The sequence below is a fragment of the Paenibacillus sp. 2RAB27 genome, from assembly GCF_052115445.1.
Classification (GTDB): domain Bacteria; phylum Bacillota; class Bacilli; order Paenibacillales; family NBRC-103111; genus Paenibacillus_E.
Genome location: NZ_JBFRGR010000015.1, coordinates 17,399 through 43,632, shown reverse-complemented (window position 1 = coordinate 43,632; position 26,234 = coordinate 17,399). Strand labels below are relative to the sequence as shown.

30 protein-coding genes and 1 tRNA gene are annotated in these 26,234 nt (G+C 45.3%); 4 read left to right on the top strand and 27 right to left on the bottom strand.

All coding sequences use genetic code 11. The annotated features are described in order from the left end of the window. Positions 1–154 precede the first annotated feature (154 nt). Together AB4114_RS20160 and AB4114_RS20155 are read right to left on the bottom strand one after the other, a co-directional pair. Complete coding sequence (locus AB4114_RS20160; protein ID WP_441990051.1) at positions 155–832, bottom strand: hypothetical protein; 678 nt, start codon at positions 830–832, stop codon at positions 155–157. A 151-nt stretch (positions 833–983) separates the two neighbouring features. Then, positions 984–2,270: an adenylosuccinate synthase gene (locus AB4114_RS20155; protein ID WP_171636278.1), complete on the bottom strand. Its 1,287-nt coding sequence runs from the start codon at positions 2,268–2,270 to the stop codon at positions 984–986. A 686-nt stretch (positions 2,271–2,956) separates the two neighbouring features. Here AB4114_RS20155 and AB4114_RS20150 point away from each other — a divergent pair. Both AB4114_RS20150 and AB4114_RS20145 read left to right on the top strand, forming a co-directional pair. Beyond that, positions 2,957–3,274: a transposase gene (locus AB4114_RS20150; RefSeq protein ID WP_441990050.1), complete on the top strand. Its 318-nt coding sequence runs from the start codon at positions 2,957–2,959 to the stop codon at positions 3,272–3,274. Positions 3,275–3,285: 11 nt separating this feature from the next. Continuing rightward, on the top strand, positions 3,286–4,149 hold the full coding sequence (locus AB4114_RS20145) for an IS3 family transposase (RefSeq protein WP_441990153.1): 864 nt from the start codon (positions 3,286–3,288) through the stop codon (positions 4,147–4,149). A 913-nt stretch (positions 4,150–5,062) separates the two neighbouring features. Here AB4114_RS20145 and dnaB read toward each other — a convergent pair. From dnaB to rpsF, 15 genes are all read right to left on the bottom strand, one after another. Continuing rightward, positions 5,063–6,436 (bottom strand): replicative DNA helicase, encoded by a 1,374-nt coding sequence (gene dnaB / locus AB4114_RS20140; RefSeq protein ID WP_056622622.1) that lies wholly within the window; start codon positions 6,434–6,436, stop codon positions 5,063–5,065. A 135-nt stretch (positions 6,437–6,571) separates the two neighbouring features. Continuing rightward, entirely contained in the window at positions 6,572–7,021 is a 450-nt protein-coding gene (rplI, locus tag AB4114_RS20135; RefSeq protein ID WP_056622624.1) for a 50S ribosomal protein L9, read from the bottom strand. Then, positions 7,018–8,979: a DHH family phosphoesterase gene (locus tag AB4114_RS20130; protein ID WP_441990049.1), complete on the bottom strand. Its 1,962-nt coding sequence runs from the start codon at positions 8,977–8,979 to the stop codon at positions 7,018–7,020. The genes rplI and AB4114_RS20130 overlap by 4 nt, the downstream gene beginning before the upstream one ends. Positions 8,980–8,997: 18 nt before the next feature. After that, entirely contained in the window at positions 8,998–9,912 is a 915-nt protein-coding gene (locus tag AB4114_RS20125) for a DUF2232 domain-containing protein (protein WP_441990048.1), read from the bottom strand. A gap of 6 nt (positions 9,913–9,918) precedes the next feature. Further along, entirely contained in the window at positions 9,919–10,230 is a 312-nt protein-coding gene (locus AB4114_RS20120) for a MazG-like family protein (RefSeq protein WP_441990047.1), read from the bottom strand. 190 nt (positions 10,231–10,420) lie between these two features. Beyond that, entirely contained in the window at positions 10,421–11,161 is a 741-nt protein-coding gene (locus AB4114_RS20115) for a tyrosine-protein phosphatase (RefSeq protein WP_441990046.1), read from the bottom strand. Positions 11,162–11,197: 36 nt separating this feature from the next. After that, complete coding sequence (locus AB4114_RS20110; RefSeq protein ID WP_441990045.1) at positions 11,198–11,896, bottom strand: GntR family transcriptional regulator; 699 nt, start codon at positions 11,894–11,896, stop codon at positions 11,198–11,200. Next, complete coding sequence (locus AB4114_RS20105; protein ID WP_056622638.1) at positions 11,896–12,726, bottom strand: carbohydrate ABC transporter permease; 831 nt, start codon at positions 12,724–12,726, stop codon at positions 11,896–11,898. The genes AB4114_RS20110 and AB4114_RS20105 overlap by 1 nt, the downstream gene beginning before the upstream one ends. A 12-nt stretch (positions 12,727–12,738) precedes the next feature. Next, entirely contained in the window at positions 12,739–13,698 is a 960-nt protein-coding gene (locus AB4114_RS20100) for a carbohydrate ABC transporter permease (protein ID WP_441990044.1), read from the bottom strand. A 102-nt stretch (positions 13,699–13,800) separates the two neighbouring features. Then, positions 13,801–15,093: an ABC transporter substrate-binding protein gene (locus tag AB4114_RS20095; protein ID WP_441990043.1), complete on the bottom strand. Its 1,293-nt coding sequence runs from the start codon at positions 15,091–15,093 to the stop codon at positions 13,801–13,803. Between the two features lie 37 nt (positions 15,094–15,130). Next, positions 15,131–15,961, bottom strand: a complete 831-nt coding sequence (locus AB4114_RS20090) for a metallophosphoesterase family protein (RefSeq protein WP_441990042.1) — start codon at positions 15,959–15,961, stop codon at positions 15,131–15,133. Between the two features lies 1 nt (position 15,962). Further along, complete coding sequence (locus AB4114_RS20085) at positions 15,963–16,970, bottom strand: metallophosphoesterase family protein (protein ID WP_441990041.1); 1,008 nt, start codon at positions 16,968–16,970, stop codon at positions 15,963–15,965. A 227-nt stretch (positions 16,971–17,197) separates the two neighbouring features. After that, the gene (gene rpsR / locus AB4114_RS20080) at positions 17,198–17,485 is read right to left on the bottom strand and encodes a 30S ribosomal protein S18 (RefSeq protein ID WP_028557221.1); all 288 of its coding nucleotides are present in this window, start codon (positions 17,483–17,485) and stop codon (positions 17,198–17,200) included. 25 nt (positions 17,486–17,510) lie between these two features. Beyond that, the gene (gene ssb / locus AB4114_RS20075; protein WP_171636291.1) at positions 17,511–17,999 is read right to left on the bottom strand and encodes a single-stranded DNA-binding protein; all 489 of its coding nucleotides are present in this window, start codon (positions 17,997–17,999) and stop codon (positions 17,511–17,513) included. A 34-nt stretch (positions 18,000–18,033) separates the two neighbouring features. After that, the gene (gene rpsF / locus AB4114_RS20070; RefSeq protein WP_056622648.1) at positions 18,034–18,321 is read right to left on the bottom strand and encodes a 30S ribosomal protein S6; all 288 of its coding nucleotides are present in this window, start codon (positions 18,319–18,321) and stop codon (positions 18,034–18,036) included. 243 nt (positions 18,322–18,564) lie between these two features. Here rpsF and AB4114_RS20065 point away from each other — a divergent pair, with 243 nt between their 5' ends. Further along, positions 18,565–18,756: a YjzC family protein gene (locus tag AB4114_RS20065; RefSeq protein ID WP_028557224.1), complete on the top strand. Its 192-nt coding sequence runs from the start codon at positions 18,565–18,567 to the stop codon at positions 18,754–18,756. A 106-nt stretch (positions 18,757–18,862) separates the two neighbouring features. On the opposite strand, the gene AB4114_RS20060 is transcribed toward AB4114_RS20065, so the two are convergent. The 5 genes from AB4114_RS20060 to AB4114_RS20040 form a co-directional block, all read right to left on the bottom strand. Beyond that, a complete protein-coding gene (locus AB4114_RS20060; protein WP_441990040.1) occupies positions 18,863–19,297 on the bottom strand; it encodes a hypothetical protein in 435 nt (144 codons plus the stop codon). Positions 19,298–19,474: 177 nt separating this feature from the next. Next, positions 19,475–19,562: transfer RNA gene (locus tag AB4114_RS20055), tRNA-Ser, on the bottom strand. A 76-nt stretch (positions 19,563–19,638) separates the two neighbouring features. Next, positions 19,639–19,854: a DUF951 domain-containing protein gene (locus AB4114_RS20050; protein WP_171636294.1), complete on the bottom strand. Its 216-nt coding sequence runs from the start codon at positions 19,852–19,854 to the stop codon at positions 19,639–19,641. A gap of 1 nt (position 19,855) precedes the next feature. After that, positions 19,856–20,710 carry a mechanosensitive ion channel family protein gene (locus AB4114_RS20045; protein WP_441990039.1) on the bottom strand — a complete coding sequence of 285 codons (855 nt, stop codon included), beginning with the start codon at positions 20,708–20,710 and terminating at the stop codon, positions 19,856–19,858. Between the two features lie 12 nt (positions 20,711–20,722). Further along, positions 20,723–20,965: a DUF3343 domain-containing protein gene (locus tag AB4114_RS20040; RefSeq protein ID WP_063868179.1), complete on the bottom strand. Its 243-nt coding sequence runs from the start codon at positions 20,963–20,965 to the stop codon at positions 20,723–20,725. A 96-nt stretch (positions 20,966–21,061) separates the two neighbouring features. Here AB4114_RS20040 and yyaC point away from each other — a divergent pair, with 96 nt between their 5' ends. Beyond that, the gene (gene yyaC, locus AB4114_RS20035; protein ID WP_056622658.1) at positions 21,062–21,685 is read left to right on the top strand and encodes a spore protease YyaC; all 624 of its coding nucleotides are present in this window, start codon (positions 21,062–21,064) and stop codon (positions 21,683–21,685) included. Here the strand turns inward: yyaC and AB4114_RS20030 are convergent. The 5 genes from AB4114_RS20030 to noc form a co-directional block, all read right to left on the bottom strand. Further along, entirely contained in the window at positions 21,660–22,151 is a 492-nt protein-coding gene (locus AB4114_RS20030; RefSeq protein WP_441990038.1) for a DUF4446 family protein, read from the bottom strand. The two genes, yyaC and AB4114_RS20030, sit on opposite strands and share 26 nt — an antisense overlap. 15 nt (positions 22,152–22,166) lie before the next feature. Beyond that, complete coding sequence (locus tag AB4114_RS20025) at positions 22,167–23,327, bottom strand: aminotransferase class V-fold PLP-dependent enzyme (RefSeq protein WP_441990037.1); 1,161 nt, start codon at positions 23,325–23,327, stop codon at positions 22,167–22,169. Between the two features lie 182 nt (positions 23,328–23,509). Continuing rightward, the gene (locus AB4114_RS20020) at positions 23,510–24,382 is read right to left on the bottom strand and encodes a ParB/RepB/Spo0J family partition protein (RefSeq protein WP_056622671.1); all 873 of its coding nucleotides are present in this window, start codon (positions 24,380–24,382) and stop codon (positions 23,510–23,512) included. Further along, positions 24,379–25,137 (bottom strand): ParA family protein, encoded by a 759-nt coding sequence (locus AB4114_RS20015; RefSeq protein WP_056622827.1) that lies wholly within the window; start codon positions 25,135–25,137, stop codon positions 24,379–24,381. Before AB4114_RS20015 ends, AB4114_RS20020 begins: the two co-directional genes overlap by 4 nt. A 164-nt stretch (positions 25,138–25,301) precedes the next feature. Further along, on the bottom strand, positions 25,302–26,117 hold the full coding sequence (gene noc / locus AB4114_RS20010; RefSeq protein ID WP_441990036.1) for a nucleoid occlusion protein: 816 nt from the start codon (positions 26,115–26,117) through the stop codon (positions 25,302–25,304). Positions 26,118–26,234 lie beyond the last annotated feature (117 nt).

Genomic DNA, 26,234 nt, shown 5'->3' with positions numbered 1-26,234 from the left:
TCGTGTCCACCACCAAAAGAAGTCGCTAAAAGTCTATTTTTTTGTTCGAAATCCCAACTGTTTTGCCTGCAAGTTAAGAGAAATGACGAAAAGGCATGAAACTTAGAAGGGAAGCTACGGATTGAGATCCATTGGTCAGCAACTTCCCCTGAGCCTAGTACTTATTTAATATATCTGTTAATTGTGATAGCTCTTTGTCACTCAAATACTTCTTAAGTGTCGCGTTTACTTCATCAAGTTCTTGCGTAGTAATCCCATCTTCCAGGATCGCGGATAGTGTCTGCACCTCGGTCTGCGGGAGCTTAGCGACAACAAGTGAAAATATTTTCATTTTATCATCGCTTGAGAGGGCTTCTTTCTTTTTCGCAAAATCCTCTGTGGACATAACAAGATCCTTCTTCTCGCTCTCCTCCGTTCGAGCGCTTCCCATCACGGCTACCGCATCGTCTTGATTCACAGTCGATGTGTCTACACCGCGGCTTGACGAACTAATTCCGCCCACAGGTTGTTGATCATTCGGATTTGGACTTGAACTCGGGCTTGGAAAGGCCCCTGACGAGCCCCGACTAGGAGTTGGCGAAGGCTTCGTTGTTGGGGTTACTTCTACTGCAGCCTTCTTCCCCTCGTCTTTCCCCTTAACTATATTCAGCTCTCCCGCCAATCTTGACGCAAATTCACCAAATTGAATCTTTTTACCCATCGCTGGTAGCTGATATTGTCGAAATATATCCTCCACGTACATGTTCACCACGTACCATGTTGTAAACATCGTAATTGATGTAATAAGGACGGTACTTATGACGATTTTACTTAACCAAGTTAATAGTTTCATACGATTTATATCACTCCTAACATTGCTTACAGCTAGATATCCTTCTCCTCCCAGTATGGACGAAAACCCTGCCATTATATCCCTGTAGGCAAAAAGAAAAATCCCCTAAGCTGCGAGAGCAGCCTAGAGGATTGTTTAGGTTATCTATGATTTAAGCGTAGATAGGACGAACCAAATTCGTTTGTTCACGGTTACGGCCTACGGAGAAGATCGCGATCGGGATGCCTGTAAGCTGAGATACACGCTCTACATAGTGTCTTGCGTTCTCTGGCAAATCACTCAACGTACGAGCTTCAGAAACATCTTCTGTCCAACCTGGAAGCTCTTCGTATACCGCTTCACACTCGGAGATAGCTTTCAAGCTCGCTGGGTAGTGCTCAATCAACTCACCGCGGTACATGTAGCCTGTGCAAATTTTGACCGTTTCTAGACCTGTCAGAACGTCAATGGAGTTCAAGGACAAGCCCGTGATGCCGCTAACGCGTCTTGCGTGACGCACAACAACACTGTCGAACCAGCCAACACGACGAGGGCGACCCGTTACTGTACCGTATTCGAAGCCTTTTTCACGAATCCAAGCACCGATTTCATTGTCCAATTCCGTTGGGAAAGGACCGTCTCCGACACGTGTCGTATAGGCTTTAGCCACACCGATGATGTTGTGAATCTTCGTTGGGCCTACGCCTGAACCGATACACACACCGCCAGCTGTTGGGTTGGAAGAAGTAACATACGGGTATGTCCCTTGGTCGATATCCAACATAACGCCTTGCGCGCCTTCGAACAACACTCTGCGACCTTGGTCGATATATTCGTTCAAGATAACGGACGTATCCTTCACGTATGGACGAATGATTTCTGCATACGCAAGGTACTCTCTGAGGATTGGCTCCACATCAAGACCTGTCGAACCGTAGACTTGCTCGATCAATACGTTTTTCTCAGCAACGATACGACGAAGCTTCAATTCGAACTCTTCTGCATCCATCAAATCCGCGATACGAATCCCGTTACGTGCTGCTTTATCCATATAACAAGGGCCGATCCCTTTGCGGGTCGTACCGATTTTGCTATCACCTTTGCGATCTTCTTCCAGACCATCAAGCACCAAATGATACGGCATAATGACATGCGCGCGATCACTGATATTCAGGTTCGTTGTTGTAAAACCATTATCATGAATGTAATTAATTTCTTCAATGAGTGCAGCCGGATTAATAACCATCCCATTCCCGATCACACAAGCTTTATCTCTGTAAAAAATACCGGAAGGAATCATCGTCAGCTTGTACTTTTTCCCGCTGATAATGATCGTATGGCCTGCATTGTTACCACCTTGGTAACGCGCAACAACCTCAGCAGATTCCGCTAAGAAATCCGTGATTTTACCTTTCCCTTCATCTCCCCATTGCGTACCGACAACAACAACCGTTGACATATGCACTTACCTCCGTACGGTGACTAGTCACCCATAATGAGCCGTTATGGCTGTAAGACCACAGAGGAAAGTTGGACTTCATTAAAGCGCTAAAGCGTTCAGCGTCCATTGCACTTTCTCTCTGGCGATTCTGGTGATGCAACTACCTCTATTCACTGCTACACGCGGCAACAGACAAGAGAGCTAACTCTCACTTACTCACCGCAAAGGAATACTGGGTCTCTTTCGGCAGTGATCTGCAGGAAGGAAACCTACCCTTCGGCATGAAAAAACGACCTTATTTCGAGTTACCTGCCTGGGGCCGGCTTGTCGATCAAGGTTTTTTCACCGTCTTTAGTTTAGCAGTCCCCCTTGCCAAAGTCAATGAAAAACGAACGATTATAGGGGTGTCTGTATAATTGTTCGGAATTTACGCAAACTATTTCATTGCTGCCGCTTAAAGAAGGGAAACCTCTGTCTTTGCCAGTTTCACATGCATTCTGTTCCCCATAAGATTCCTCTTGAGGGCATTTTTTATGTCTGTTGCTGGAGAAAAACGCAGACCTCAGCTGTAACGGTGTTTTTCATCACTATTGCGGTGCTTTCTCGGATTCCGCTTACTGTAGTGATGATTTTGCAACTAGAATAAAAAGTGGACACCTCGTTAACAAATTTAAGATAATAGACATAACGAGGAGGTGTTCACAATGGGTGAACAACGGCAAAGGTACAATGATGAATTTAAACAACAAACGGTGAGATTTATCCAAGAACAAACGAAAACGGTGGCGGAAATCGCTGAGGAGCTAAACATTCCAGCGGGAACTCTTCATCAATGGGTAGCGAAGTACCGTCAATTTGAAAGTGAGTCCCTTGCGAGTCCAGAGAAAATTCGTCAATTGGAGCAGCTCTTAAAGGAGAAGGAACGTGAACTCGCAGAGAAAGATCGCCGGATAACTGAAGCTGAAGAAGAACTAGCGATTGTAAAAAAGGCCGTGCACATCTTCAGCAGACCAAGGAACTAAGGTTCCAGTTCATTGAAGATCATCGCTCTGAATTTTCAGTGGAGAAGATGTGCCAGACACTTGAGGTGTCCCGGAGTGGTTATTACAAATGGTTGCACGGAAAAGCCTTAATGAACAGCTACCAGAAGCGCAGAGCAGCTCTATTAGCACGAATTACATTCATCTTCCATGACCATTTTGGACGGTATGGAAGTCCTAAAATCACAGAGACTTTGCAGCGTGAAGGCTGGACGGTATCAGAGCGTTTGGTAGGAAAACTCATGAAAGCTGCTGGACTTCGCTCCTGTGTATCCAGGAAGTTTCGAGTTCAAACAACTGATTCCAAGCACGATTCTCCCATTGCGCCTAACGTGCTGAATCAAAACTTCCAAACAACGGCGCCAAACAAAGTCTGGGTCACGGATATTACCTACGTTCCGTGCCGTCAAGGCCGTTTGTATCTTGCTAGTGTTTTAGACATATATACACGTAAAATTGTAGGTTGGAAGCTCGGAGACCGTATGACGACCGACTTAGTTTTGGCTGCCTTAGATCAAGCCTATGAGGCTCAAAAACCGCCTAAGGGACTGCTGCATCACTCCGATCGTGGTTCACAATATGCATCAGAAGAATACCGCGCAAGACTTAAGAAATACCATATGCGAGCTAGCATGAGTCGGAAAGGCAACTGTTATGACAATGCTTGCATCGAATCTTTTCACAGCGTGCTAAAGAAAGAGTTTATTTACTGTACGAGATTTTTGACCAAAGTCCAAGCACAACAAGATATGTTCGAGTACATTGAACTTTTTTACAATCGTAAAAGAATCCATGGTTCTTTAGGTTACCTTTCACCAGTTAAATTTGAAGAAAACTATTACAAAAAAGTTAGTTAATTCACTTAACAGGTGTCTACTTTCTTGACAGAGGTCCATTTTCAATCTTACAGTGTCTGTAACCGACGCATTCGACCTGATACTCAGCTGTAACGATGTTTTTCATCATTATTGCGGTGCTTTCTCGGATTCCGCCGACTTTAGTGATGTTTTTCACGCTTACTGCCTACGTAACCGACAAATCCTACCTGAAACTCAGATGTAACGATGTTTTTCATCACTATTGTGACAATTTCTCGGATTTCGTCTGCAGTAGTGATGGTTTTCATGCTTACTGCCTACGTAACCGACAAATCCGACCTGAAACTCAGCTGTAGCGATATTTTTCATCACTATTGCCGCGTAACTCCTACTGTAGTGATGTTTTTCATCCTTACAGCGCATCGAACGCTCCCCTGCCCCGACACTCCCCCCMCAATAATATGAGTAGTGAGTAATAGGACAGTAATGAGTGTAATTGGAGAGTTATGAGTGTTATGGATTGTAACTGGAGAGTAGTGCGGATAACGAGAAAAACGTGCGGAAAAGTGGGGTAATATAAAGGAGGAGACTGTGGAGTAATGTAGCGAGCTAGTGGAGGCAACAAATGTATTGCTCGATGGAGCAAGGTTGTTGATTTTCTATGAACTCTTGTTCAAGTCCTCTACCCCTGTCAAACATGCAAAAGAGCACTTTTCGAATGGATTCCCCCTCCGATAATGGAAATTGATGCAAATAGGCATCAATTTTCATCAATTTCAAGAGATTATCTTGAACTATGTTAAAAAGGTTGCCTATTTGCACGCATTTACCATTACCAACCATAAATCAGTGAAAAAGGTTGTCTTTTTGCATTTTTGAGAGATGGGAGAGGAAGTGGAAGTGGAATTGCTCATCCGCCGGAATACCACCCTCTAACAACAAAAAACAGCCGTTAATACTGCGCGGCTGCTGCTTCTTGATGACTTCGATCCATATTAACGAATTTATTGAATTGCTTCAGAAAGGCCAGCTCGACGGTACCTACGGGACCATTCCGCTGCTTGGCAATAATAATCTCGATAATGTTCTTCTTCTCGGACTCCTTATCGTAGTAATCGTCCCGGTAGAGGAACGCTACGATGTCGGCATCTTGCTCAATGGAACCGGATTCCCGAAGGTCAGACATCATCGGACGCTTGTCCTGACGCTGCTCAACGCCCCGGCTCAGCTGCGAGAGCGCGATGACCGGTACATTCAGCTCACGGGCAATCTGCTTCAGCGTACGGGAGATCTCAGAGACCTCCTGCTGACGGTTGTCGCCACCCTTACCGCCCCGGCCGGCAATCAGCTGCAAATAGTCGATGAGGATCATGCCGAGCCCCTTCTCCTGCTGCAAACGACGGCATTTTGCACGAATATCCGCGACCGTAATCGTCGGGGTATCGTCGATATAAATATTCGCCTCTGACAAGGCACCAATCGCCATCGTCAGCTTCTCCCAGTCGTCGCCTTCGAGATAACCCGTCCGCATGCGGTTCGCGTCGACGTTGGCCTCGGCGCAGATCATACGTTGTACGAGCTGCGCGGCACCCATCTCGAGCGAGAAGATCGCGACGGTCTCTTTGGCCCGAACGCCGACATTCTGCGCCACGTTCAGGGCAAACGCGGTTTTACCAACAGAAGGTCGGGCGGCCAGAATGACTAAGTCTGAACGCTGGAAGCCAGACGTCATCTTGTCGAGGTCAATGAAGCCCGAAGGGATTCCCGTTGACCCGCCCTTGTTCGAGTAGAGGTTTTCAACCTTCTCGAACACTTCCATCAGCACGTCGCGAATAACGACGAAACCGCTGGAACTGCGACGCTGCGAAATTTCGAGGATCTTCGCCTCCGCCTCACTGAGCATCGCCCCAACATTATCCTCATTGGCATATCCATTGGTGACGATCTGCGTCGCGGTCCGGATCAAACGACGAAGCATCGACTTCTCCTCGACAATCGCCGCGTAGTAGTCGATGTTAGCAGCGGTTGGCACTGCATTCGCCAGCTCCGATAAATACGTAACACCGCCGATCTCCTCAAGCTGCTGCTTGTTTTGGAGAAGCGCTGTTAGTGTAATAAGATCGACAGGCTCTTGATCCTCTGCGAGCTCAACGATCGCTTCGAAAATGCGCTGATGAGCGCCGCGATAGAAATCATCGCTAGTTATCCGCTCCATCGCAGTGATCAAGGCATCCGCATTAATCAGAATCGCACCGAGGACGGCTTGCTCAGCTTCTATATTTTGAGGCGGAACACGATCCACAAACATATTATCTCCGTTGCTCATGCTACTGTGCCCGCCTTTCATTTTCACAATTGATAGTTTACTAGCTGGTTTATGTCTACAAGAGAGAAGAGCCCCATCAGGGACTCTCGTTCTACTGCTTGCTATTCAAATCTTCATATCCTATGTGGCTGAAACTTACTTTTCTTCCGTTACTTGAACGTTCAAACTAGCTGTTACTTCTGCATGTAGCTTAACTGGAACTTTCGTTACGCCTAGGGTACGAATCGGCTCTTCCAGCACGATTTTACGCTTATCAATTACGATTTTATACTGCTTCTCAAGTACTTCTGCAATCTGCTTACTAGGAATGGCTCCGAACAAACGGCCGCCTTCACCAGACTTCGCTTTAATTTGAACGGTCATTTCACTAAGCTTCTCGCCTAACGCCTGCGCATCTGCCTTTTCTTGATCTTTGCGGCGCTGCTCGGCTTTCTTTTGATTATCTAACACTTTGACTGTGCCCTGAGTAGCTGGAGCTGCAAGTCCTTGTGCGATTAGGAAATTCTGTGCGTACCCTTCGGATACTTCTTTCACTTCGCCCTTCTTACCTTGGCCTTTAACGTCTTTGAGTAAAATTACTTTCATTCGAAAAGTCCCTCCTCTTCCTGCATATCGGCTAGTACTTGTTTTAAGCGGTTCGTTGCTTCTTCTAATGTGCCCTCTGTTTGCGTCGCAGCATTGGTTAAATGCCCGCCGCCGCCTAGACGCTCCATCACGACTTGGACGTTCATTTGGCCGAGCGATCTCGCGCTGATCCCAATTAATCCATCCGGTCGTTCGGCAATTACGAAGGAAGCCATAATATTCGTCATATTTAACAATGTATCAGCAACTTGCGCGATCATCAACTGAGAATATTTACGTGATGGCTCAGCAACTGCCAGAGCCACGTGTTCATAGATGGTTTCGGTGTGCTTAATAATCTCGGAACGCTCAATATAAGAATCCAAATCTTCCTTCATCAACTTCTGAATGAGAGCCGAATCTGCCCCATTGCGTCGCAGGTACGACGCGGCTTCGAAGGTTCTTGCCCCAGTCCGAAGACTAAAGCTCTTCGTATCTACAACAATTCCTGCGAGCAGCATCGTGGCCTCTAGAACCTCCATCGATAGCTTCTCGTTGATGTACTGCAGCAGCTCGGTCACTAGCTCACACGTAGAGGACGCGTAGGGCTCCATATAGACGAGTGTAGCATCATGGATGAACTCCTCACTTCTACGGTGATGATCGACCACCACGACCCTGTGTGTCAGCTGTAGCAGCTTAGGCTCAGCGACCATGGATGCCTTGTGCGTATCCACGACGACAGCAAGTGTACGCTGCGTCGTAATCTGCATGCCCTGCTCAGGCGTAATGAACCAACGATGCAACCGCTCATCAGCGGAAATCGTCTCCATCACCTTCTGAATGGCTGGATTCACGCCTTCCAGTACAATATAGCCTTCTTTGCCGACGACTTGGACAGCCTTGAGCACACCAATCGCCGCGCCGATGGAATCCATATCTGCAAATCGATGACCCATGATGATGACTTTATCACTATCTTTCATCAGATCACGCAGTGCATGCGAGATCACCCGAGCTCTAACTCGTGTACGTTTCTCGACCGCGTTCGTTCTCCCACCGTAGAAAGACAATCGCTGTCCAACCTTCACTGTTACCTGGTCACCACCGCGGCCGAGCGACATGTCCAGCCCCATTTGTGCCATTTGACCAAGTTCAGTGAGCTGTTCAGCCCCTGATGCAATCCCGATACTAAGCGTTAGAGGCAGCTTATTCTCAATCGTAAGATCACGAACATCGTCTAGAAGTTCAAAACGTGTTTGTTCTAACTGGCGTAATGCCTTCTGATCCATCAAGATTAGGAAGCGGTCTGATGAAGTCCGACGTAAGTACAGCTGATTCTTCTGAGCCCACTCGGTAATTTCACCAGTGACCTTTGCCAGCATAAGGCTGCGTGTCTGATCATCCAGTCCCTGTGTCGCCTCTTCCAAATTATCCATCATAACGATACCAATCGCCGTTTTACTATCTTCGTATTTCTTCGCTAGCATGGCTTGCTCCGTAATTTCACGCAGATAGAGGAGTCTCTCCTCGGGTTTGGACCAGACTTGATAAATAAATTGGCCAACTTTAAGCTCGAGTGTTTCGGCCTTGTCTTTCTTATTCTTGAGATCGGGGAAATAATCAAAGAGCGACTCACCAATCACCGAGTCTTGCCCTAGCATTTTCGCTACAAAAGGATTGTGCCACTCTATGCGCTTCTCTTCATTATATAAAATAATGCCGATGGGCAGCCCGCTCATGACTTCATTGCCGGCTTTTTTCACCCGATGAGTTATCGTTCCGACATACGTATTCAATTCTCGACGAAAAGCTGTCTCCGCTTGCAGCGTGAAATACGCCATTACTCCGCAGAGTAAGAGAGCCGTTAGGCCAAGCCACCATTTGAACATATAGATAATGGCTGTCAAGGCGATGAGCAGAACGAACATCCACACAATATGTTGACCGTGCCACCGCTTCAAAAGGAACTTCGGCATTCGAACTAGCTCCTAATCCTATAAATTTTTCTTGAACCGTTCACGGATTGGAAACGCAACATCAAATACCCCTAATAAGCTATACACAATAAATAGTGGCGGCATAAAGATGAGGATGATAATGGCCACAATTGGCAGGATCGGTTTCCACTTATTCGCATGCGCCACAAAGAACAGAAAGCCTATCGCTTGAACTGCAAATACGAGCATTAACAACGGCATCGCATTCATCAGCAGTGTTGAAATGAGTGAACTTGAATCAGGCTTTGAGAATAAATCTAAAACAAAAGCCACTAAATAAATCCAGACAAGTGATCTTTGCAGCTTCCACTCTCGCATTGGGCGCAATCCAGGAATACCTTCTCCTGTTTTGTTCAAGAACCACCGCGTTACGCCATGTGTCACAAAGGTAATAAACAACGCCACGAAAATCAAATACAACGGTATCACTTGCACGATGAATCCAACGTACCAGTCCTGATCTTTAGGTAAAATCTCCTGAATGCTACTCGGCATCGTTGCAATACTATCTATCATGAATTGCTTGAACTTAGTCACCGGGTCAAGACCTAAAGCAAAGCCTAGAAGCAGGCTTAATAATGACTCAGCCAAGACGGTAACGATACCCGCAGTTAATACGGATCTTGCTGCCGCTTTGCGTTTGTACAGGTTCCCCATCACTAACACTGGTGGTAATATGAACAACGCAATCGTTATTAAATAAAGACCTATCCACTGGGTAAGTATGTAGACAACGAGTAGACTGAGTACATAACTTATGACGAAGCGCTTCGTACTTGTTTTGACGTAAAGCATTAGAACGGGTACCAACAGAAAACTACATGTAAAAATAATAAATGGTGTCATCAGCGATAGCAATGAAATAATCATAACAACGCTCCAAATGACACTCTGCCAACTTCGATTCCCCAACCGGGCTCACCTCTTACGTAAATGTTCTTCGAGCGATGAAATGTCGCCGTACCAGTCCTCAAGTTGATGGCCCTCTTGGCGGTGCTTCTTCATTTTCTCAATAATAGCTTCGTCCAAACTGCGATAAGAAATCCCCAGTCTTCGGCCTAAAATATAGCCACTCGAAATCAAACTGGCTAATCCATCGACCATTTTTACATGACTACCTTCCCACATGCCTTTAAGCAAGTGAGCTACATGATCTACGACTTCTGTTTTGAGCCACTCAATGACTTTGGCCCGTCTGGCTAGGTCAACTTCTTTATCCCTATTCAGCAACCGTCATCACTCCTCATATCAGCAGAAACGATATTGATCAATTATACCACAAATAGGTACTAGAAAAGAAAGCCTCTAATCGAGCCCTCCGATGCCATAGAAAAAGACAGCTGATCTGGACAGCTGCCTTGTTGGGGAATTGTATTCTTTTAGGAAAAATACCTCGAGATTGGGAATCTAAATTACTCCCTTAATTTGTAATTAACTGCTCCTTCAACGCTAGAATCTGCCCTTCCGTTATACCAATCGTTAGTAAATAGCGCTCCGCATTGCCGTACCGAAGCTCCAAGTGGGATAGCAGTGCCGCCATATAAGCGGGGTCACAACCTAAGAAGCTCTCGTACACTTCATCAGGCACATTCACCGGTTTCCCCTTACGCAATTCATCCATGATCGGCGTAATACAGGCATTCGTTAGCACATAGTCTTCCAAAATTGTTCCATGTGGAACATTTGCAAGGTCTAACAAGAGGGCTGAAACGACACCAGTACGGTCTTTACCTGCCGCGCAATGGAAGAGACTTCCGTGTATGGCTCCCTCAGCAATCAAACTGAAAACACGTAACAATTCGGCTTGCGAAGTTTCAAGCAAGTTAATATATAAATCACCTAGATTGCGAATTTGTGTCAGACTTGATGTCGCTGGATTGATCAAACTTACATTATGATAGCTCACTTGCTCGGAATCTGCGAACACGTTCTTACTCTCCACAAGCTCATGCGCATTTCGCAAATCAATAATCGTCCGTACACCTCTGTTCACTAAATCTTGTTGGCTATCCGTACTAAGTTTGTGCAAGCCATCCGCTCGAAACAGTACGCCCCAACGCGTCATTCGCCCGTCCTTCGTCTTGTACCCTCCTAGATCACGCAAGTTATATGCGCCTTCAACCTGTAGAACGCGCTGCTCATTGGCCATATGTGTTGTCATGGTTATTCATCCGCCTCTATTCAAATTTGGTGTAAGTCAAATATCGAATTGCTTCAATTGCTGATGCAAAATCTCATTCGCTTCATAGATCGCTTCTTTCGCATCTTGGATGTTCCCTTGCTTAAAAGCCTCATAGATGCGGGAGTTGATCCTTCTCCCCTGTCTCGGATTGGATAGAGACTGCGGATTCATTGTTCGATAGGAAACAACTTTGCACATATATTTACCTTTTATTTGTTCCAGAATCTGCATCATGTTCTGATTGTGAACTGTAGTTAGAATCGTCTCAATAAATAGCAGCGAACTTTCATAATAGAGCCAGTGATCACCGTCATCCGCCGCTTGAATTTGACGATCCAGATGGCCTCGTAACGACGTCAAATCGAAGGAAAGTCCTCGCTTATCAGCAACATCGAATGCATAAATCTGCATAGAAACCAATACTTCAAACATGTCACAAAACTCTTTGAACGAAATATTTTTAACAAAAACGCCCCGGCCCCTTATCGACTCCACGAATCCTTCTTGCTCCAGTAAGGAAATAGCCGCCCGAATCGGCGTTCGACTCATGTTCAGTTGATCCGCCAATTCATTCTCTGATAAAAGGGTGCCAGGCAAATAATTCGCATGAATAATGTGATTCCGAATTTCTTGGTAGGCTTTCTTTTCTAGCGATGGTTTGGCCTCGCTTTTTGTTTGAAGAAGATGTCGTTGCTGTGTAAATAATGAACTCATTAACGCAAACCGCCTTTGACGAACGAATCGATAATTTGACGCTGTAGAATAAAATAAAGCAGAAGAATCGGCAAGCTTGCCATGGTTGTCGCCGCCATCATCGGGCCCCACAGATTAGCGTCTGTGGACATAAACGACTGCAACCCGATTTGGAGCGTGGCATGCTCCGGTTTGTTTGTGACCAGTAACGGCCAGAAGTAGTCATTCCATGAGGAAATGAATAGTAGTACGCCTATAGAGGCAATCGATGCACGTAAATTCGGGAAAATCGTCCGCCACAACACGCTCCAGTCGGATGCCCCGTCCAAATGAGCTGCTTCAATTAACGTTCGCGGGAACGATTTGAAGGTGTTGTACAGCTGGAGCACCGCGAATGCTGACACAATGTTAGGGATGATTAACCCCATCAAGGAATTTCGCAGCCCCCAACCGCTAATGACCACATAGTTAGGAATCATGATGACCTGAAACGGAACCAGCCATGTCAATGAAATTAAGCCGTAGAAGAAACCTTTGCCGCGAAAATCCCAGCGCGTGAACGCATAAGCCGCCAGAATGCTTGTGAGCAATTGGGCTGCTGTTTGACTAACAGCAACAATAATCGAGTTCGTCATCATACGGGCCATAGGAATGGCGTGCCATGCCTGCACGTAGTTATCGAACGTCCAGTGCGTGGGAAGCAGTGACGTGGAGTACACTTCACCTGCTGGTTTAAAGGATGTGTTTAACATCCAGTAGAATGGGAAAATCGCAAGAAAGCTAAGCAATATCAACACGGTATGCTTACCGACGGTTGCGCTGCGGGATCCATTCAATCGCGGATTCTTCATGCTGATCCTCCTTTAGTTGTCGTAAAACGAGAGCTTTTTCGAGAGTTTCATGAAGCCTAATGAAATAAGTCCAGAACCAATAAACACGCACACAGCGGCTGCTGAGCTCCAACCTACGGAGAACGTTTTAAACCCGTACGTCCATAGCAAGTAATAAATGTTTGTTGTTGAATTTAATGGCCCTCCCTGCGTCAATACATTGACATAGGAGAAGCTCCACTCTGCAGCAAACAACGTACTGAGCATCGCCATAAACATAATCGTAGGCGACAACAATGGCAGCAGCACGTGCCAAATGATCTGCCACCGATTCGCTCGATCGATTCTAGCGGCTTCTATATAATCTTTATTGATCCCCGTCATCGCTGCCGAAAAAATAAACGTACTGAAGCTGAGCAGCTTCCAACCCGTGATGAACGTTATCGACCAGATCGCCCACCGCTCATCGGAGAAGAAGCGTATCGGTTCCTGAATATGCAGTACAGCCTGCAACGTTTTATTGAGAATACCGCCCATTGGGTTCATAATCCAGTTCCACACAGCCGATACCGCAACAGGTGCCATGATCATGGGTACGAAAATTAACGCACGGTACGCATTGCGGGTACGCTGCCCAATGTTGTCCGTGGCAATCGCAATCAGTAGCGGCAAAAGTAGCGAAAATGGCATAACGCCCACTGTGTAAAACAAGGTGTTCAATAAAGCTCTACTCRTTTCGGGCAGCGTAACCAGCTTCTCAAAGTTATCCAATCCCATGAATTCCTTCGGGGATGTCGGCAGCATGTTCCACTCGTAGAAGCTGAGCTGAAATGTCTCGATTAAAGGACGATAGATCCAGAAGCCAATCGAAATCATCACCGGCAACAAATATAAATAAGGGATCAACTTTTTATAGGGGAACGGTCTTTTTACCTTCTGCACCGACTTCGGACGAGCCTTAGAAACTGTCCTCGTGATTGCATTGCTATTCATGGTATCCCTCCTGAATGTCTAGAACGGTCTCTCGGCGATCATCGAATGACCGATTCATGGCAGAAGACAGAAGGAAATGACTACCTCCTGTCTTCACACCCATTATGGCATTAGTGATTGTGCACGTTTCTGAGCATCCTGCATGATGGACGTGGTATCTCCCGAACTCTGAATCGACTTCTGCACGCCTTCAAGCAAGATCGTCTCTATTTGGCTCCATTTCGAACCTGGATAGGATACCCAATGCTGCAAGCGAGTAAGCTGGTCTAGATTTGGTTTCACCAACGGATTGGCTGCCACCCAGTCCTTCAAATACTTCGGATCATCCACAATAGCTGGGCGAAGCGGCAGGTACCCGATTTTGGACGTAATGATCGTGTAGCCCCGCTCACTAGTGACAAACTTGAGGAATTCCCAAGCTGCCTGCTGTTTCGCTTTATCATCAGATAACACGAACAAGGCACTTCCTGAGTTCACTGGTGTTGTAGGTTTACTTCCGAATGATGGCATCTGGACAGCTTTCAGATCCCAGCCTCCAGCTTTAGAGGCGCTAAGCAAGGCGCTCTGTAATGCGCTTGTATACAGCAGCATCCCAACCTTCGATTCGCTGAACGCTTGGATCACTTCCGTGTCGTTCATCTTGTCGCTTGCGCCACTTTGAACGAGATCCTGCCACATCTTGATTGCACCAATCGCTGCAGGTTCACCGAACTGGATCGTTTTGCGGTCATCTGATAGCACCTTACCGCCGTTACTGCCGATCAAGGCCTGAACAATCCAGTCCGCTCCGGCTGCACCACCTAAATGCACACCAGAAGCTTTCGTTTTGGCTGCGATCTGTAGGGCATAGGTCTTCACTTCCTCCCACGTTTTCGGAGGGTTTTCTGGGTCAAGACCCGCATCCTTGAATAGCTTTGCATTATAAAATAAGACCGGTGTACTGAATGTAAAAGGAAGTCCATATGTTTTGCCTTTCAATTGGCCCAATTTCAATCCATTCGGTGAGAAGCCTTCGAAATTCTTCTTCAGCTCGTCAGCAGGCACAATATCTTCCAATGCCTTTGCGTTGTAGTTCTGAACGGCATAATCCAACCCATCGAATACGAGCTGGGCAACGTCAGGTCGCGAACCAGCCGCGATATCTGCTTGTACCTTCGTATTAATTTCCGTTGAAGTAACCGGAATCGCATCGATCTTAATGTTCGGATGAGCTGCCTCGAATTCCGTAATCAGTTGCTGCGTGCCTTCCTTTTGACTAGCGATCGCTAAGTTGTAGCTATAGAAAGAAATCGTAACTGGCCCAGTTGATGCACTCTCCTTGCCATTTCCACAGGCTGCTGTTACCAGTGCAGTTAATGAAAGCAACATCATGATCTTTGTTTTGGTTCGTGACATGTCACAGCTCCTTCTTATTATCGATCTATGGGTAGGATTAGGCCTCAGCATGAATCTTGGATACATTCATTTCATAGAGCAAGCGTTGTTCACCAGGTAGGGTCATGGGTTGTACGATCATTTGTCCGTTCTTCACCGTGATCATGTTGTAACCAGATCTATCGATGAATCGCATGTTCGTCGAAGCTGAAGGATCCAGACCGAAGGCAAGTCCATCTGCGGCTGCACACAAAATACCATTAAAAACACCGACATTATGATAATGAATGTGCCCCGACAATAAGCCAATCACGTCCGTTCCTTCGATGACGTTTGCCAGGTCCTGCGGGTTTTCCAATAGATGATCATCCATTATTACCGTAGGTGTCTTCACAACCGGATGATGGTGCACAATAATCGTTCCAGATGGTGCCGGCTCAGCTAGCACTTGCTTTAGCCAGGCGAGTTGTACATCATCGAGTCTACCGCCATGGGTTCCTGGTACTTGTGTATTTAACATCACGATACGGAGGCCATCGGCCATAAAGCTATAGTAATAGGACTCGTTCGATGGCTCTTCCTCTAGGAAACCTTCGCGAAATGGCTCGCGGAAATCATGGTTGCCCAGCGCGACATGAATCGGAATTCCGAGAAGCTCTATTTGTTCATCTATCAGCTTTTTGAGGAAACGATAGTCTTCCAAATTGCCATCGTGCGTCAAATCACCACTAATCACTACGAAGGATGGTTTCGCCTCCAAGGTGCGAATTTCAGCACAAGCAGTGCGAAACTTATCTGACATTTCTAGGCCGAACAATGGTTTCTTTCCTGGTGTGCTGATGTGAATATCCGTTAATTGTATGAAGAAAATCGGTTCCTTCGTCGTCATGTTAGACACTCTCCCCGTGAACGTGTTGATGAGGCTGATAAGCTGTTAATTCATTGACACCATCCAGATGAATAACGCGATATGTAGGCATTCCTCCGCGCATGGTGACCCATAACACGACATTCTCGTCACTAGGATTCGTGCCATCCCCATGTGCAAGACCACCTGTTCTACCCAGCTGTATGAACTCTGCCTTACCTTTCCGAGTGTACTCCATCGCATGCAAATGCCCAGCAAAAATGGTGTATGAGCGATTCCCTAGCATTTGAATGAGCTCTTGATATTCTTCGCTTTCTGATTTCCAACCTGGCTTATGCATGTTGACGAACGTCCATTTGACATCTGCATTGTTGGCCAATACGCGTCTAAAGTAAGCAAGTTGCTCCTCACCAAGACTCAGTTTTATCTTGCCAAAACCTTGTAGTTCCTCAGGTGAAAGTTGCCCTTTCAGTTCATCAACAAAAGCACTCATGTGTTCATTGGCGCGTTCAGGTTCGCGTTTCACGTCCGCTGTTACCCGTTTGATGATGTCGATAAATGCATCTGAGAACTCATCCGGTGTATGCTCCGTATTTAAAGAAAGGAAGAGTGTATCCCCTACACGAAACGCGTAGTAGTCCAAGCCTTTGCGCTCGCGCCATACCTCTGCCATCGTTAGATTGCCATAGTCGTGATTGCCGATTACTGGAAAGAAAGGTAGTCCCATCGCTGTAATTTTGCCGTCAATGTCATCCCATTCCTGATGTGTGTCCGCGGCGTTATTCCAATAGCCTTCGATCAAATCACCAACCGCCAAGACAAAGTCAGGCTTCAAATCCTTCACCATGTCCAGCGCCTTCTCAAAAACCCTCTCCGTCGCCATCCCGCAACGGTCCCCCATCACAACAAACGAAAAGTCTTCTCCCAGTTGACTAGGCATGCTCCCAAACCAAGGGCGTTTCTCTGTGTTCACTTGCTGATCCTCAAAGATCGTTACGTTCTTCTTTTCATCGAGCTGTACAGTTTGCATGGTTCCTATCTCCCTTCTATTGGTGAAAGCTTGTTCTTATCCTTAGTATGCAGGTTGTATGTAAGCAGAATATTAGCTTGATTTATAGTTATTATTAATCTAGTTGTCCTTGGGTCTGGCTGCGGCAAAAGAAAGCCAACGCCAAAAAAGCGAGCCCGCGGGGGCTCGCTTCTCAACATAAATATAAAAAGAGCAACCGGTTGCCCGATTGCTCTTTATTCCGAAACCTATTCCGTTGTGTAAGGAAGCAACGCGATTGTACGGGAACGCTTGATAGCGATCGTCAAAGCACGTTGGTACTTAGCGGAAGTTCCAGTTACACGTCTAGGAAGAATCTTCCCGCGCTCACTGATGAACTTTTTAAGAGTCTCGATATCTTTATAATCAATATGCTTGATTTTGTTTACAGTGAAGTAACAAACCTTACGGCGTTTGCCTTTACCGCCTTTGCCACGAGGAGCAAATTTGCGATCAGCACGATCATCACCATTATTGTCTCTTTTTTGGAAAGCCATTGTGTCTCTTCAGTCCTTTCTACGTTTAAAATGGCAAATCATCATCGGAAATATCGATCGGTTTCCCGTCATCTATGAAAGGATCCTGCTGCTCGCGCGATCCACCGCCACGATTGCTGCTTCCGCTTCCGCCGCCGTAGCCTGCATTCGCGTTTGCATTAGATGATCCGCCCTCTTCGCGATTTCCGCCGCCGCTAGATTCAAGGAAACGTACATTGTCGGCAATAATTTCGGTCACGTAAACACGTTTTCCTTCATTGTTGTCGTAGTTACGCACTTGAATGCGTCCTTCAACTGCTGTTAAACGACCCTTACGCAAGTAATTCGCGCATGTTTCGGCAAGCTGCCTCCACGTGACGATATTGATAAAGTCCGCTTCACGTTCTTTCGAGCCACCGCTCGTGAAAGGACGGTCTACAGCAAGTGTGAATTGGGTAACTGCTACCCCAGCAGGTGTATAACGAAGTTCTGGATCTCTGGTCAATCGACCGATAAGAATGACACGGTTCAACATGGAATAACCCTCCTGACGAAAATACTGGCATTGATTAAGCTACGTCGTTTACGATTAAGTGACGAATAACTTCGTCCGAAATCTTAAGTACGCGATCAAGTTCAGTTACAACAGCAGGTTCTGCGTTGAAGTGTACAAGCACGTAGTGCCCGTCACGGAACTTCTTGATCTCATACGCAAGACGGCGTTTACCCATCAGGTCATGTTTGGAGATTTCTCCCCCACCGTTCGAGATGATGCCTTGAAATTTTTCTACCGTAGATTGAACAACTTCTTGCTCAACGTCAGTACGAATGATGTACATCAATTCATATTTGCGCATGTATTTCACCTCCTTTTGGACTAAGCGGCTCCTATTCTAACTTGCTAGGCAAGCGAAGGAGCAAGGAGCGAGGATTCTTATTCAAAACTCGCACCTGAATACTATAGCAAATCATGCGGCAAATTACAAGTTTTTATCACACGCTTCGCACAGGTGGAAGCTGGAAGCTCATCAGGTACATGCTTCCCTCTCTTGCGGGCATTCTAATTATGATTGTTATTCTTACAAAGAGGTGATTCAATCGTGGGTGAATGGACACATTTTAATGAAGGCGATCATGTTCCTAACGACGGTGAATATATGGAAATTGGCGAGAACGCCTTCCATATGGGGATTAACAATCCCAAGACAGTTACCCTCCGCAAAGGTGACACCTTTCCAGCAACAAGCAATCATAATCGCAAATGGCACAAAAAGGGCGGCAAGAGGATGTAGGTCTACTATATGAAAAGAAAGGAACACCCCTCCAGCTTTATGGAGAGGTGTTCCTTTCTTCTACATTCTTTTACATCCACATCGTCATCTTTACTACTTAAATCCCCTACTTCTGGAACACACGCTTCTCTGAAATCTTCCMATCGTTAAAATAGACGATTTCCGCATAATACCCTGCTTGATTAGAGATCGCAAATTCATAGGTCCGTTTGCCATTCTCCTCTTTCACTAGCTTCCCTTTGGATCCCGTCTGCTTAACCAAATCATCGTAGGTACTCGTCAACGTGATTTTCTCCACTTGTTCCTTCGTTAACGTGGAAGGTGTCTCTGCTGCTCCGCCACCTGTTGTTCCCTTTGGTGTAGATGTAGGTGTCGCTGTTACAGCGCCTCCTGCACTCGTCCCACTAGGCGTCGCTGAAGCCCCTGCTGAGGGCTGTACCGTCACACCTGCTGATGGACTAACTGTCGACGTATCATCCTTCTTAGAGCAGCCTGAGGCCACTACAGCAAGCATTGCTAGGGATAGTATCCATTTATTCATTTATCTCGTCCTCCTACGTAACTATTTGCCATAACCTAACTGTTAGGTTGCTTCGGATCTTTACTTTTTATCCCTTCTCTTCATATAAACCATTATCACGATCTCGAAACAGGACAATAAAAAAGCCGCCCATATCCCCGAAGGATATAAACGGCTTTCATCTGGTGTGTTCTAGTACGGAAAGAGTGGGAGTCGAACCCACGCACGCCTCGCGACGCCTAACTGATTTCGAGTCAGCCCCCTTGGACCACTTGGGTACCTTTCCAAGAAAATGAGAACAGGACTTATTGTATCAAAAAAGTCTGTCTCTCGCAAGTGTTTTACTAATATTTATGGAAAAGCTAATTGGACTCTTCCTCTGCTGCCGCATTGCTGCGCAATATTTTTTTGAGCTTGCTTTCGAACTTCGTTCTCGGCACTAAGACGCTGTGCTTACAGCCCACACATTTAATCCGGATGTCCATCCCCATTCGAATAATTTCCATTTCATTTGTACCGCATGGATGGGGCTTTTTCATCTGTACAACGTCGCCAAGTTGGTATTCCTTCTTCTCCATCTTAGTTCCCCTCCACCTTTTCCTGTTTAATGCCATGGGTATCTAAATACTTCTTAATCTCTGCATTTAGAATTCGCCCGACTTCCCCTTGTTTGTTCGGCTTACATTCTGCAATAACTCGTATCTTCAAATCCGTGTTTCCAATCATTTGCACACCTAGCACCTGTGGCGCTTTAACGATATTCTCTGTGCGCTCATGCACTTCAGCAACAACTTCATTTAATAAAACCATCGCACGATCAATGTCAGCGTCATAAGCGATAGATACATCGACGATAGCAATCGAATTATAGGTGGAAAAGTTCGTCACTTGCTTGATGTTTCCGTTAGGGATGATGTGAACCTCACCGGTCCAACTTTTGATCCGAGTCACACGAATACCAATTTCCTCAACGGTCCCTTTGAACTGGTCAATTTGAATGACATCACCAACACCAAATTGATCTTCGAATATAATAAAGAACCCTGTAATGACATCCTTCACCAAACTCTGTGCTCCGAAACCTATCGCCAATCCAAGAACACCTGCACCCGCTAGTAAGGGGCCTAAATTCAATCCTACTTGACCGAGGATCAACATGATAGCAACTAGATTTACCGTATAGGCAATAAGATTATGTACGAGAATTGAAATGGTATTCGATCTTCGTCTATCAATTTTAAGTGGTGACTTCTCTCTCGCAATTACCATGTGAGCGATAGTTTTGTCAGCAATTTTGATAATAACTCTAGCAATGACATAGATAAGTACAATTTTGATAGTGATCCAGAATATTGAGGCAATGATTTCAGGTTTACTGATATGCTCCCGAATCCAATGCATCAAATCTTCGAAATATTGTGTTTCAAAAGACACTAGTAAGCCTCCTTACTTTTCTACTATGGTACCATATCCATCTTCTTTTTTAAAATAAATGCCTCTAATCTCAACATTCTCGCTCTCTATAATCTCTTGAACTCGCACAAGATCTGCTCCTGGAAATTCAATAGAAAGAGCGCATCCTGCTGTAATCTCTTTCGGCGTAGGCCTGATATCGATCTCAATATCCGCGTATTCTAGCAGCATCTCAGCTCTTAGTGCTTGTTGGGTAGAATCGAAAGCTAGCAACATGATAGAAAATTCCAGAGAAAGCTCTCCTCTCTACGTATAAATGTACCTCTCTCTCCATATACTAGTAAAAAAGATTTACTACTTTGGAGGGATATCATGAAATTCCATTTCGGATTCGACGGCGATAAAACCCCAGTGCAAGAACCTTTGAAAATTCAACATACCGATTCCAATACACCTCATCTGCTCGCCAAGCATTTGCAATCGATTTTTAGTAAACTACCAACCTATCAACCTATCGTCGTCATTTGCGTAGGAACGGATCGTTCTACAGGGGATGCGCTCGGTCCTCTCGTTGGCTCCCATCTTAATCGTACGACCACACTCCGCAATCTTCATTTGTTTGGTACCTTGGATGAGCCTGTCCACGCGATGAACTTAGCCGAAACCGTTGAAACCATTCACAAGCAATTTCAGAACCCTTTCATCGTCGCGGTTGATGCTTGTTTAGGGCAAGTTGCCAGTGTCGGCTGCATTCAAGTCGCGCATGGACCACTTAAGCCAGGTGCCGGTGTCAATAAAGATCTGCCTCCTGTTGGTGATATTCATGTAACTGGTATCGTGAATGTTGGCGGCTTCATGGAATACTTCGTCTTGCAAAATACGCGGCTCAGCCTCGTCATGAATATGGCTACCGTCATTGGTGATGCCCTCTACGCTTCGATCAGACGGACGCAATCCTTTGCACCGAGTGCTACGACTGCTTTAAAGTTTGAGTAAGTGTTTCCTTTTCTTCTGGGCTTAACGTGTAACTGGATTGCCCCTTTGCGACCGGCTTCGCATATACATACATTTGCTCTCGACTATGTATTCCTGTAATGATCACACCATCTTGCTCTTCGTTCAGCATCGCCAACGAGAAACTGAGATCACTACCACCTTCATTAAATGCATTGTAGCGACGAACTTTGATGTTCGATGTCATCTTCTTCATGGACTGATGAATACCAGATATTTGGGTCGAAGCCTTAACGGATTCGGCCTTTTGCTCGTTCAAGGAGTTCTGCATCTCAATAAGTAATTGTTCCATATTCTCAGCGCTTGTACCATTGATCATCCGGTTATATCGTTTCCGCAAGGATGACAATCGAATTGAAATAATGATGACCATAACCAATAACACAAGAATGAATGCGAAACAAACTAACATCACGTATTCTGCATTCAAGCCAAACAGTTCCCCCATGCCTTATCCCTCTTTCTACTTCGCATATTGCGCTTGAATCTCTTTGACAGCTTCAATGAGTGCCGTTACCTCTTCGTCCGTGGTAAAATACCCGATGCTCGACCGTACTGCTCCCTTGGCCAACGTACCGGCAACTTCATGTGCAAGCGGTGTACAATGATAACCCGCTCGCACGGCAATTTGAAACGAATGGTCGAGGATAAAAGCAACCTCCGATGAATCCACATTTTGAATGTTAAAGGAAACGATTCCTGTTTTATTTTGTCCAAGCTTTGGCCCTAGAATCGTAACTCCTTCAATTCCCAGTAGCTCTTCCATTAATTGCTGGGTATGTGCCCACTCTTTCGCATGAATCTTGTCCACGGTTTCCGCTAGGACGAATTTCACACCTTCATTCAATCCAGCGATGCCTGGTGTGTTCTGCGTCCCTGCTTCATAGCGATCTGGCCGTACTGTCGGCTGGTGGATGGCCTCCGACTGACTGCCCGTCCCACCATGCAGCAACGGTTCCAAATCAATGTCCGGATGGATGTATAATCCACCCGTTCCTTGAGGCCCCAGGAGCCCCTTGTGGCCTGGGAAGGCGAGCATGTCGATATTCATATCAACGACATGAATAGGCAGAACACCGGCGCTCTGAGCCGCGTCTACAAGCAGCTTCACGCCGCGGCTTCTGCAGAGCTCTCCAATTTCTCCAATTGGCATAATGGTGCCAAGTAAATTGGAACTGTGATTCACCACAACGAGTGTCGTATTCGCGCGAAACGCTTCTTTCAAATCATTGATTTGCATATTCCCCTGCTCATCGTGTTGCAAATAGGTAAGCTCGACGCCAACTGAGGCTTTTAAATATTCTAGCGGTCTTCTCACCGAATTGTGTTCAACATTCGTACAGATTACATGATCGCCCGGCTTTACAAAGCCTTTGATCGCTTGGTTTAGTGCATGTGTCGTATTTAATGCGAATGAAATATCGTTAGGGTTTCTGACACCGAATAACTTGGCTAGATTCTTTCTCGTTTCGAACAATGTGCGGCTTGCCTTCACAGCCATTTGATGGCTGCCTCTACCAGGATTCGCTGCATACTCCTGCATGCATTGCATCATCGCATCCATCACGGATGGCGGCTTCGGCCACGAGGATGCTGCTTGGTCGAAATACATAACGTCTTTCATATGTCCAGCCCCTTTCGAGAAGTCCCTACTCTACCTGCATTACTTAAAAATACCTTATTCAATTATATATGGTCAAAAATATAGCATACCTTAGTTTGTTCCTTCTGTTCGAAAGAAAAACATAGGAGACAGTCCGTTCACAATTAATGAACAGACAGCCTCCATAGGTACGCTAGCAATTTCTAAGAGATTTTACCTTGCAATAATTCTAGCAGTCGGTTGAGATCGTCTTTTGAATAGTAGAGCAACTCGATCTTGCCTTTATCCTGCTGACTCTTAATTTTCACGGATGTCCGATAAATGTCTCGCAATTGCTCTTCTGCTTGATTGATATACGGATCTCTATTTTTTTCTTTTTGTTTTGCCTTTTCCTTTTCAGGGCCAGGTGGTTCTTCTAGCATCTTAATTGCTTCTTCAAGTTCTCTAACACTCCATTGTTTAGAGATCGTTGACTCTGCAAGTTCTTTCTTAATCTTATCGTCCTTCACACCAACAATTGCTCTCGCATGACCCATGGATAATGTTCCACGTGAAACATATTGTTTAATCGATTCAGGCAGGGAAAGCAATCTTAGGAAATTGGCAATATGAGATCTACTCTTACCAACCTTCGCTGAAAGTTCTTCTTGTGTTAATGAGAACTGATCAATGATGCCTTGATATGCAAAAGCGATCTCCAGCGCATTAAGATCCTCACGTTGCACGTTCTCGATCAATGCGATTTCCATTACCTGTTGATCAGAGAGAATTCTTTCTACAGCTGGAATGGTTGGCGTTCCAGCAACTTGTGATGCACGGAAACGACGTTCGCCCGCAATGATCTCGTAGCCCTTAAGTACCTTCCGAACAATGATAGGCTGAATGACGCCATGCTCTTTGATCGATTCTGAAAGTTCCTTAATACTATCTTCATTAAAATGCTTTCTAGGCTGATACGGATTGGCTCTCAATTGAGCCAGTGGAATCTGAATGACTTTATCGCTCTCATCAATATGCAAGGACGTAATTAATGCGTCTAATCCTTTACCTAAACCTTTAGAGAGGCCTTTGGTCATACTGAGATCACTTCCTTAGCAAGTTCTAAATAAACTTCCGCGCCCTTTGATCTAGGATCATACGTAATAATGGATTGCCCATGACTCGGCGCTTCACTCAAACGTACATTACGAGGAATAATCGTTTGATAAACCTTTGTTTGGAAGTACTTTTTAACTTCTTCAATGACCTGAATACCTAAGTTCGTTCTTGCATCAAACATCGTCAATAGGACACCTTCAATTTGAAGTCCTGTATTTAAATGCTTTTGCACCAATCGCACCGTGTTCAGAAGTTGGCTTAAACCTTCTAATGCGTAGTATTCACATTGAATAGGAATGATTACGGAATCCGCGGCAGTTAAAGAATTGATCGTTAAAAGGCCAAGTGATGGAGGGCAATCTATCAAAATATAATCATATAAGTGTTTGACAAGTTGAAGTGACTTCTTTAATCGAACTTCTCTTGAAATGGTTGGAACCAATTCAATTTCTGCACCAGCCAATTGAATCGTTGCCGGTACAATTTTAAGATTCGGTACATTTGTTTCAACTGTTGCATCTTTCGGATGTACGTCATTAATCAATACATCATAAATGCAATTTGTTACATCAGCTTTATTCACACCAATACCACTTGTTGTGTTCCCTTGAGGGTCAATATCAACCAAAAGGACGCGTTTACCAAGCGAAGCTAATGAAGCGCCTAGATTCACAGAAGTCGTCGTCTTGCCGACGCCACCCTTCTGATTCGTTATTGCAATAATTTTAGACAAAACCATTTCACCTCTATCGCTTATGTTCCATAATGCTATTTAACAAGCAGTAGTACTATCTTACCATATCTATCAACCAGTTACCTTATGAATATTTGATAGATTCGTGCCATTAGATGCAAAAAAAACGGCTTGCGCCGTTTTAGGTAGCAGTAATGCCTAAATTATCGCTTAGGAATCTTAATTATAATTTCGTAATGATCTTCATGATCTTGTTCTGAGGTATTAATATGTAATCCCGAGCTTGATACCATCTCAACGGATTGTCGAATTGTATTCAGAGCAAGCCTAACATCTTTCGTAAAAGATACACGGCGTGTCTTCTTAAGCTTGGCTGCTTCCTTTAGGAAACTAATTTTAATCTCCGTTTGTTTTACGTTTAATTCTTTGGTTATGATTTCTTCTAACAATTTCACCTGTTGCTCTTCTTGATCCAGAGCTAGTAAAGCTCGTGCATGGCGTTCCGTAATCTTGCGCTCCATCAATGCCATTTTGACAGGTTCGCATAATTGCAATAAACGAATCTTATTGGCGATTGTGGATTGGCTTTTGCCCAAACGCTGTGCAAGGCTTTCCTGCGTGAGATCATGCATCTCGATCAATTGGTGATAAGCTGCCGCCTCTTCAATCGCAGTAAGTCCTTCACGCTGCAGATTTTCAATTAGCGCAATAGATGCCGCTTGTGAATCGTTGAAATCCCGAACAATAGCTGGAATTGTATCAAGACCTAACTTTTTAACAGCACGCAAGCGTCGTTCGCCAGCAATTAATTCAAATGTATTATTTTTGACTCGAACAACGATCGGTTGAATAATACCATGTGTTCGAATGGTTTGGCATAATTCATCAATACGATCATCATCGAATAACGTTCTTGGCTGATAGGGACTTGGAATAATACTATTTACGGGTATGTTTTTGACCTCATCCGTCGTCGAACGATCTGCAAGGCCAAATAGCTTCGATATTTGTTCTTTCATAGGAAAACTTACCACCAACTCTTCCCGTAGTTTAAGCGATCAGTACAGTTTCAATAAACGGATACAACGCCCTGTACAAGGTGCAAAGATCTTTTCGCCATTCCGAGACGATGTCAT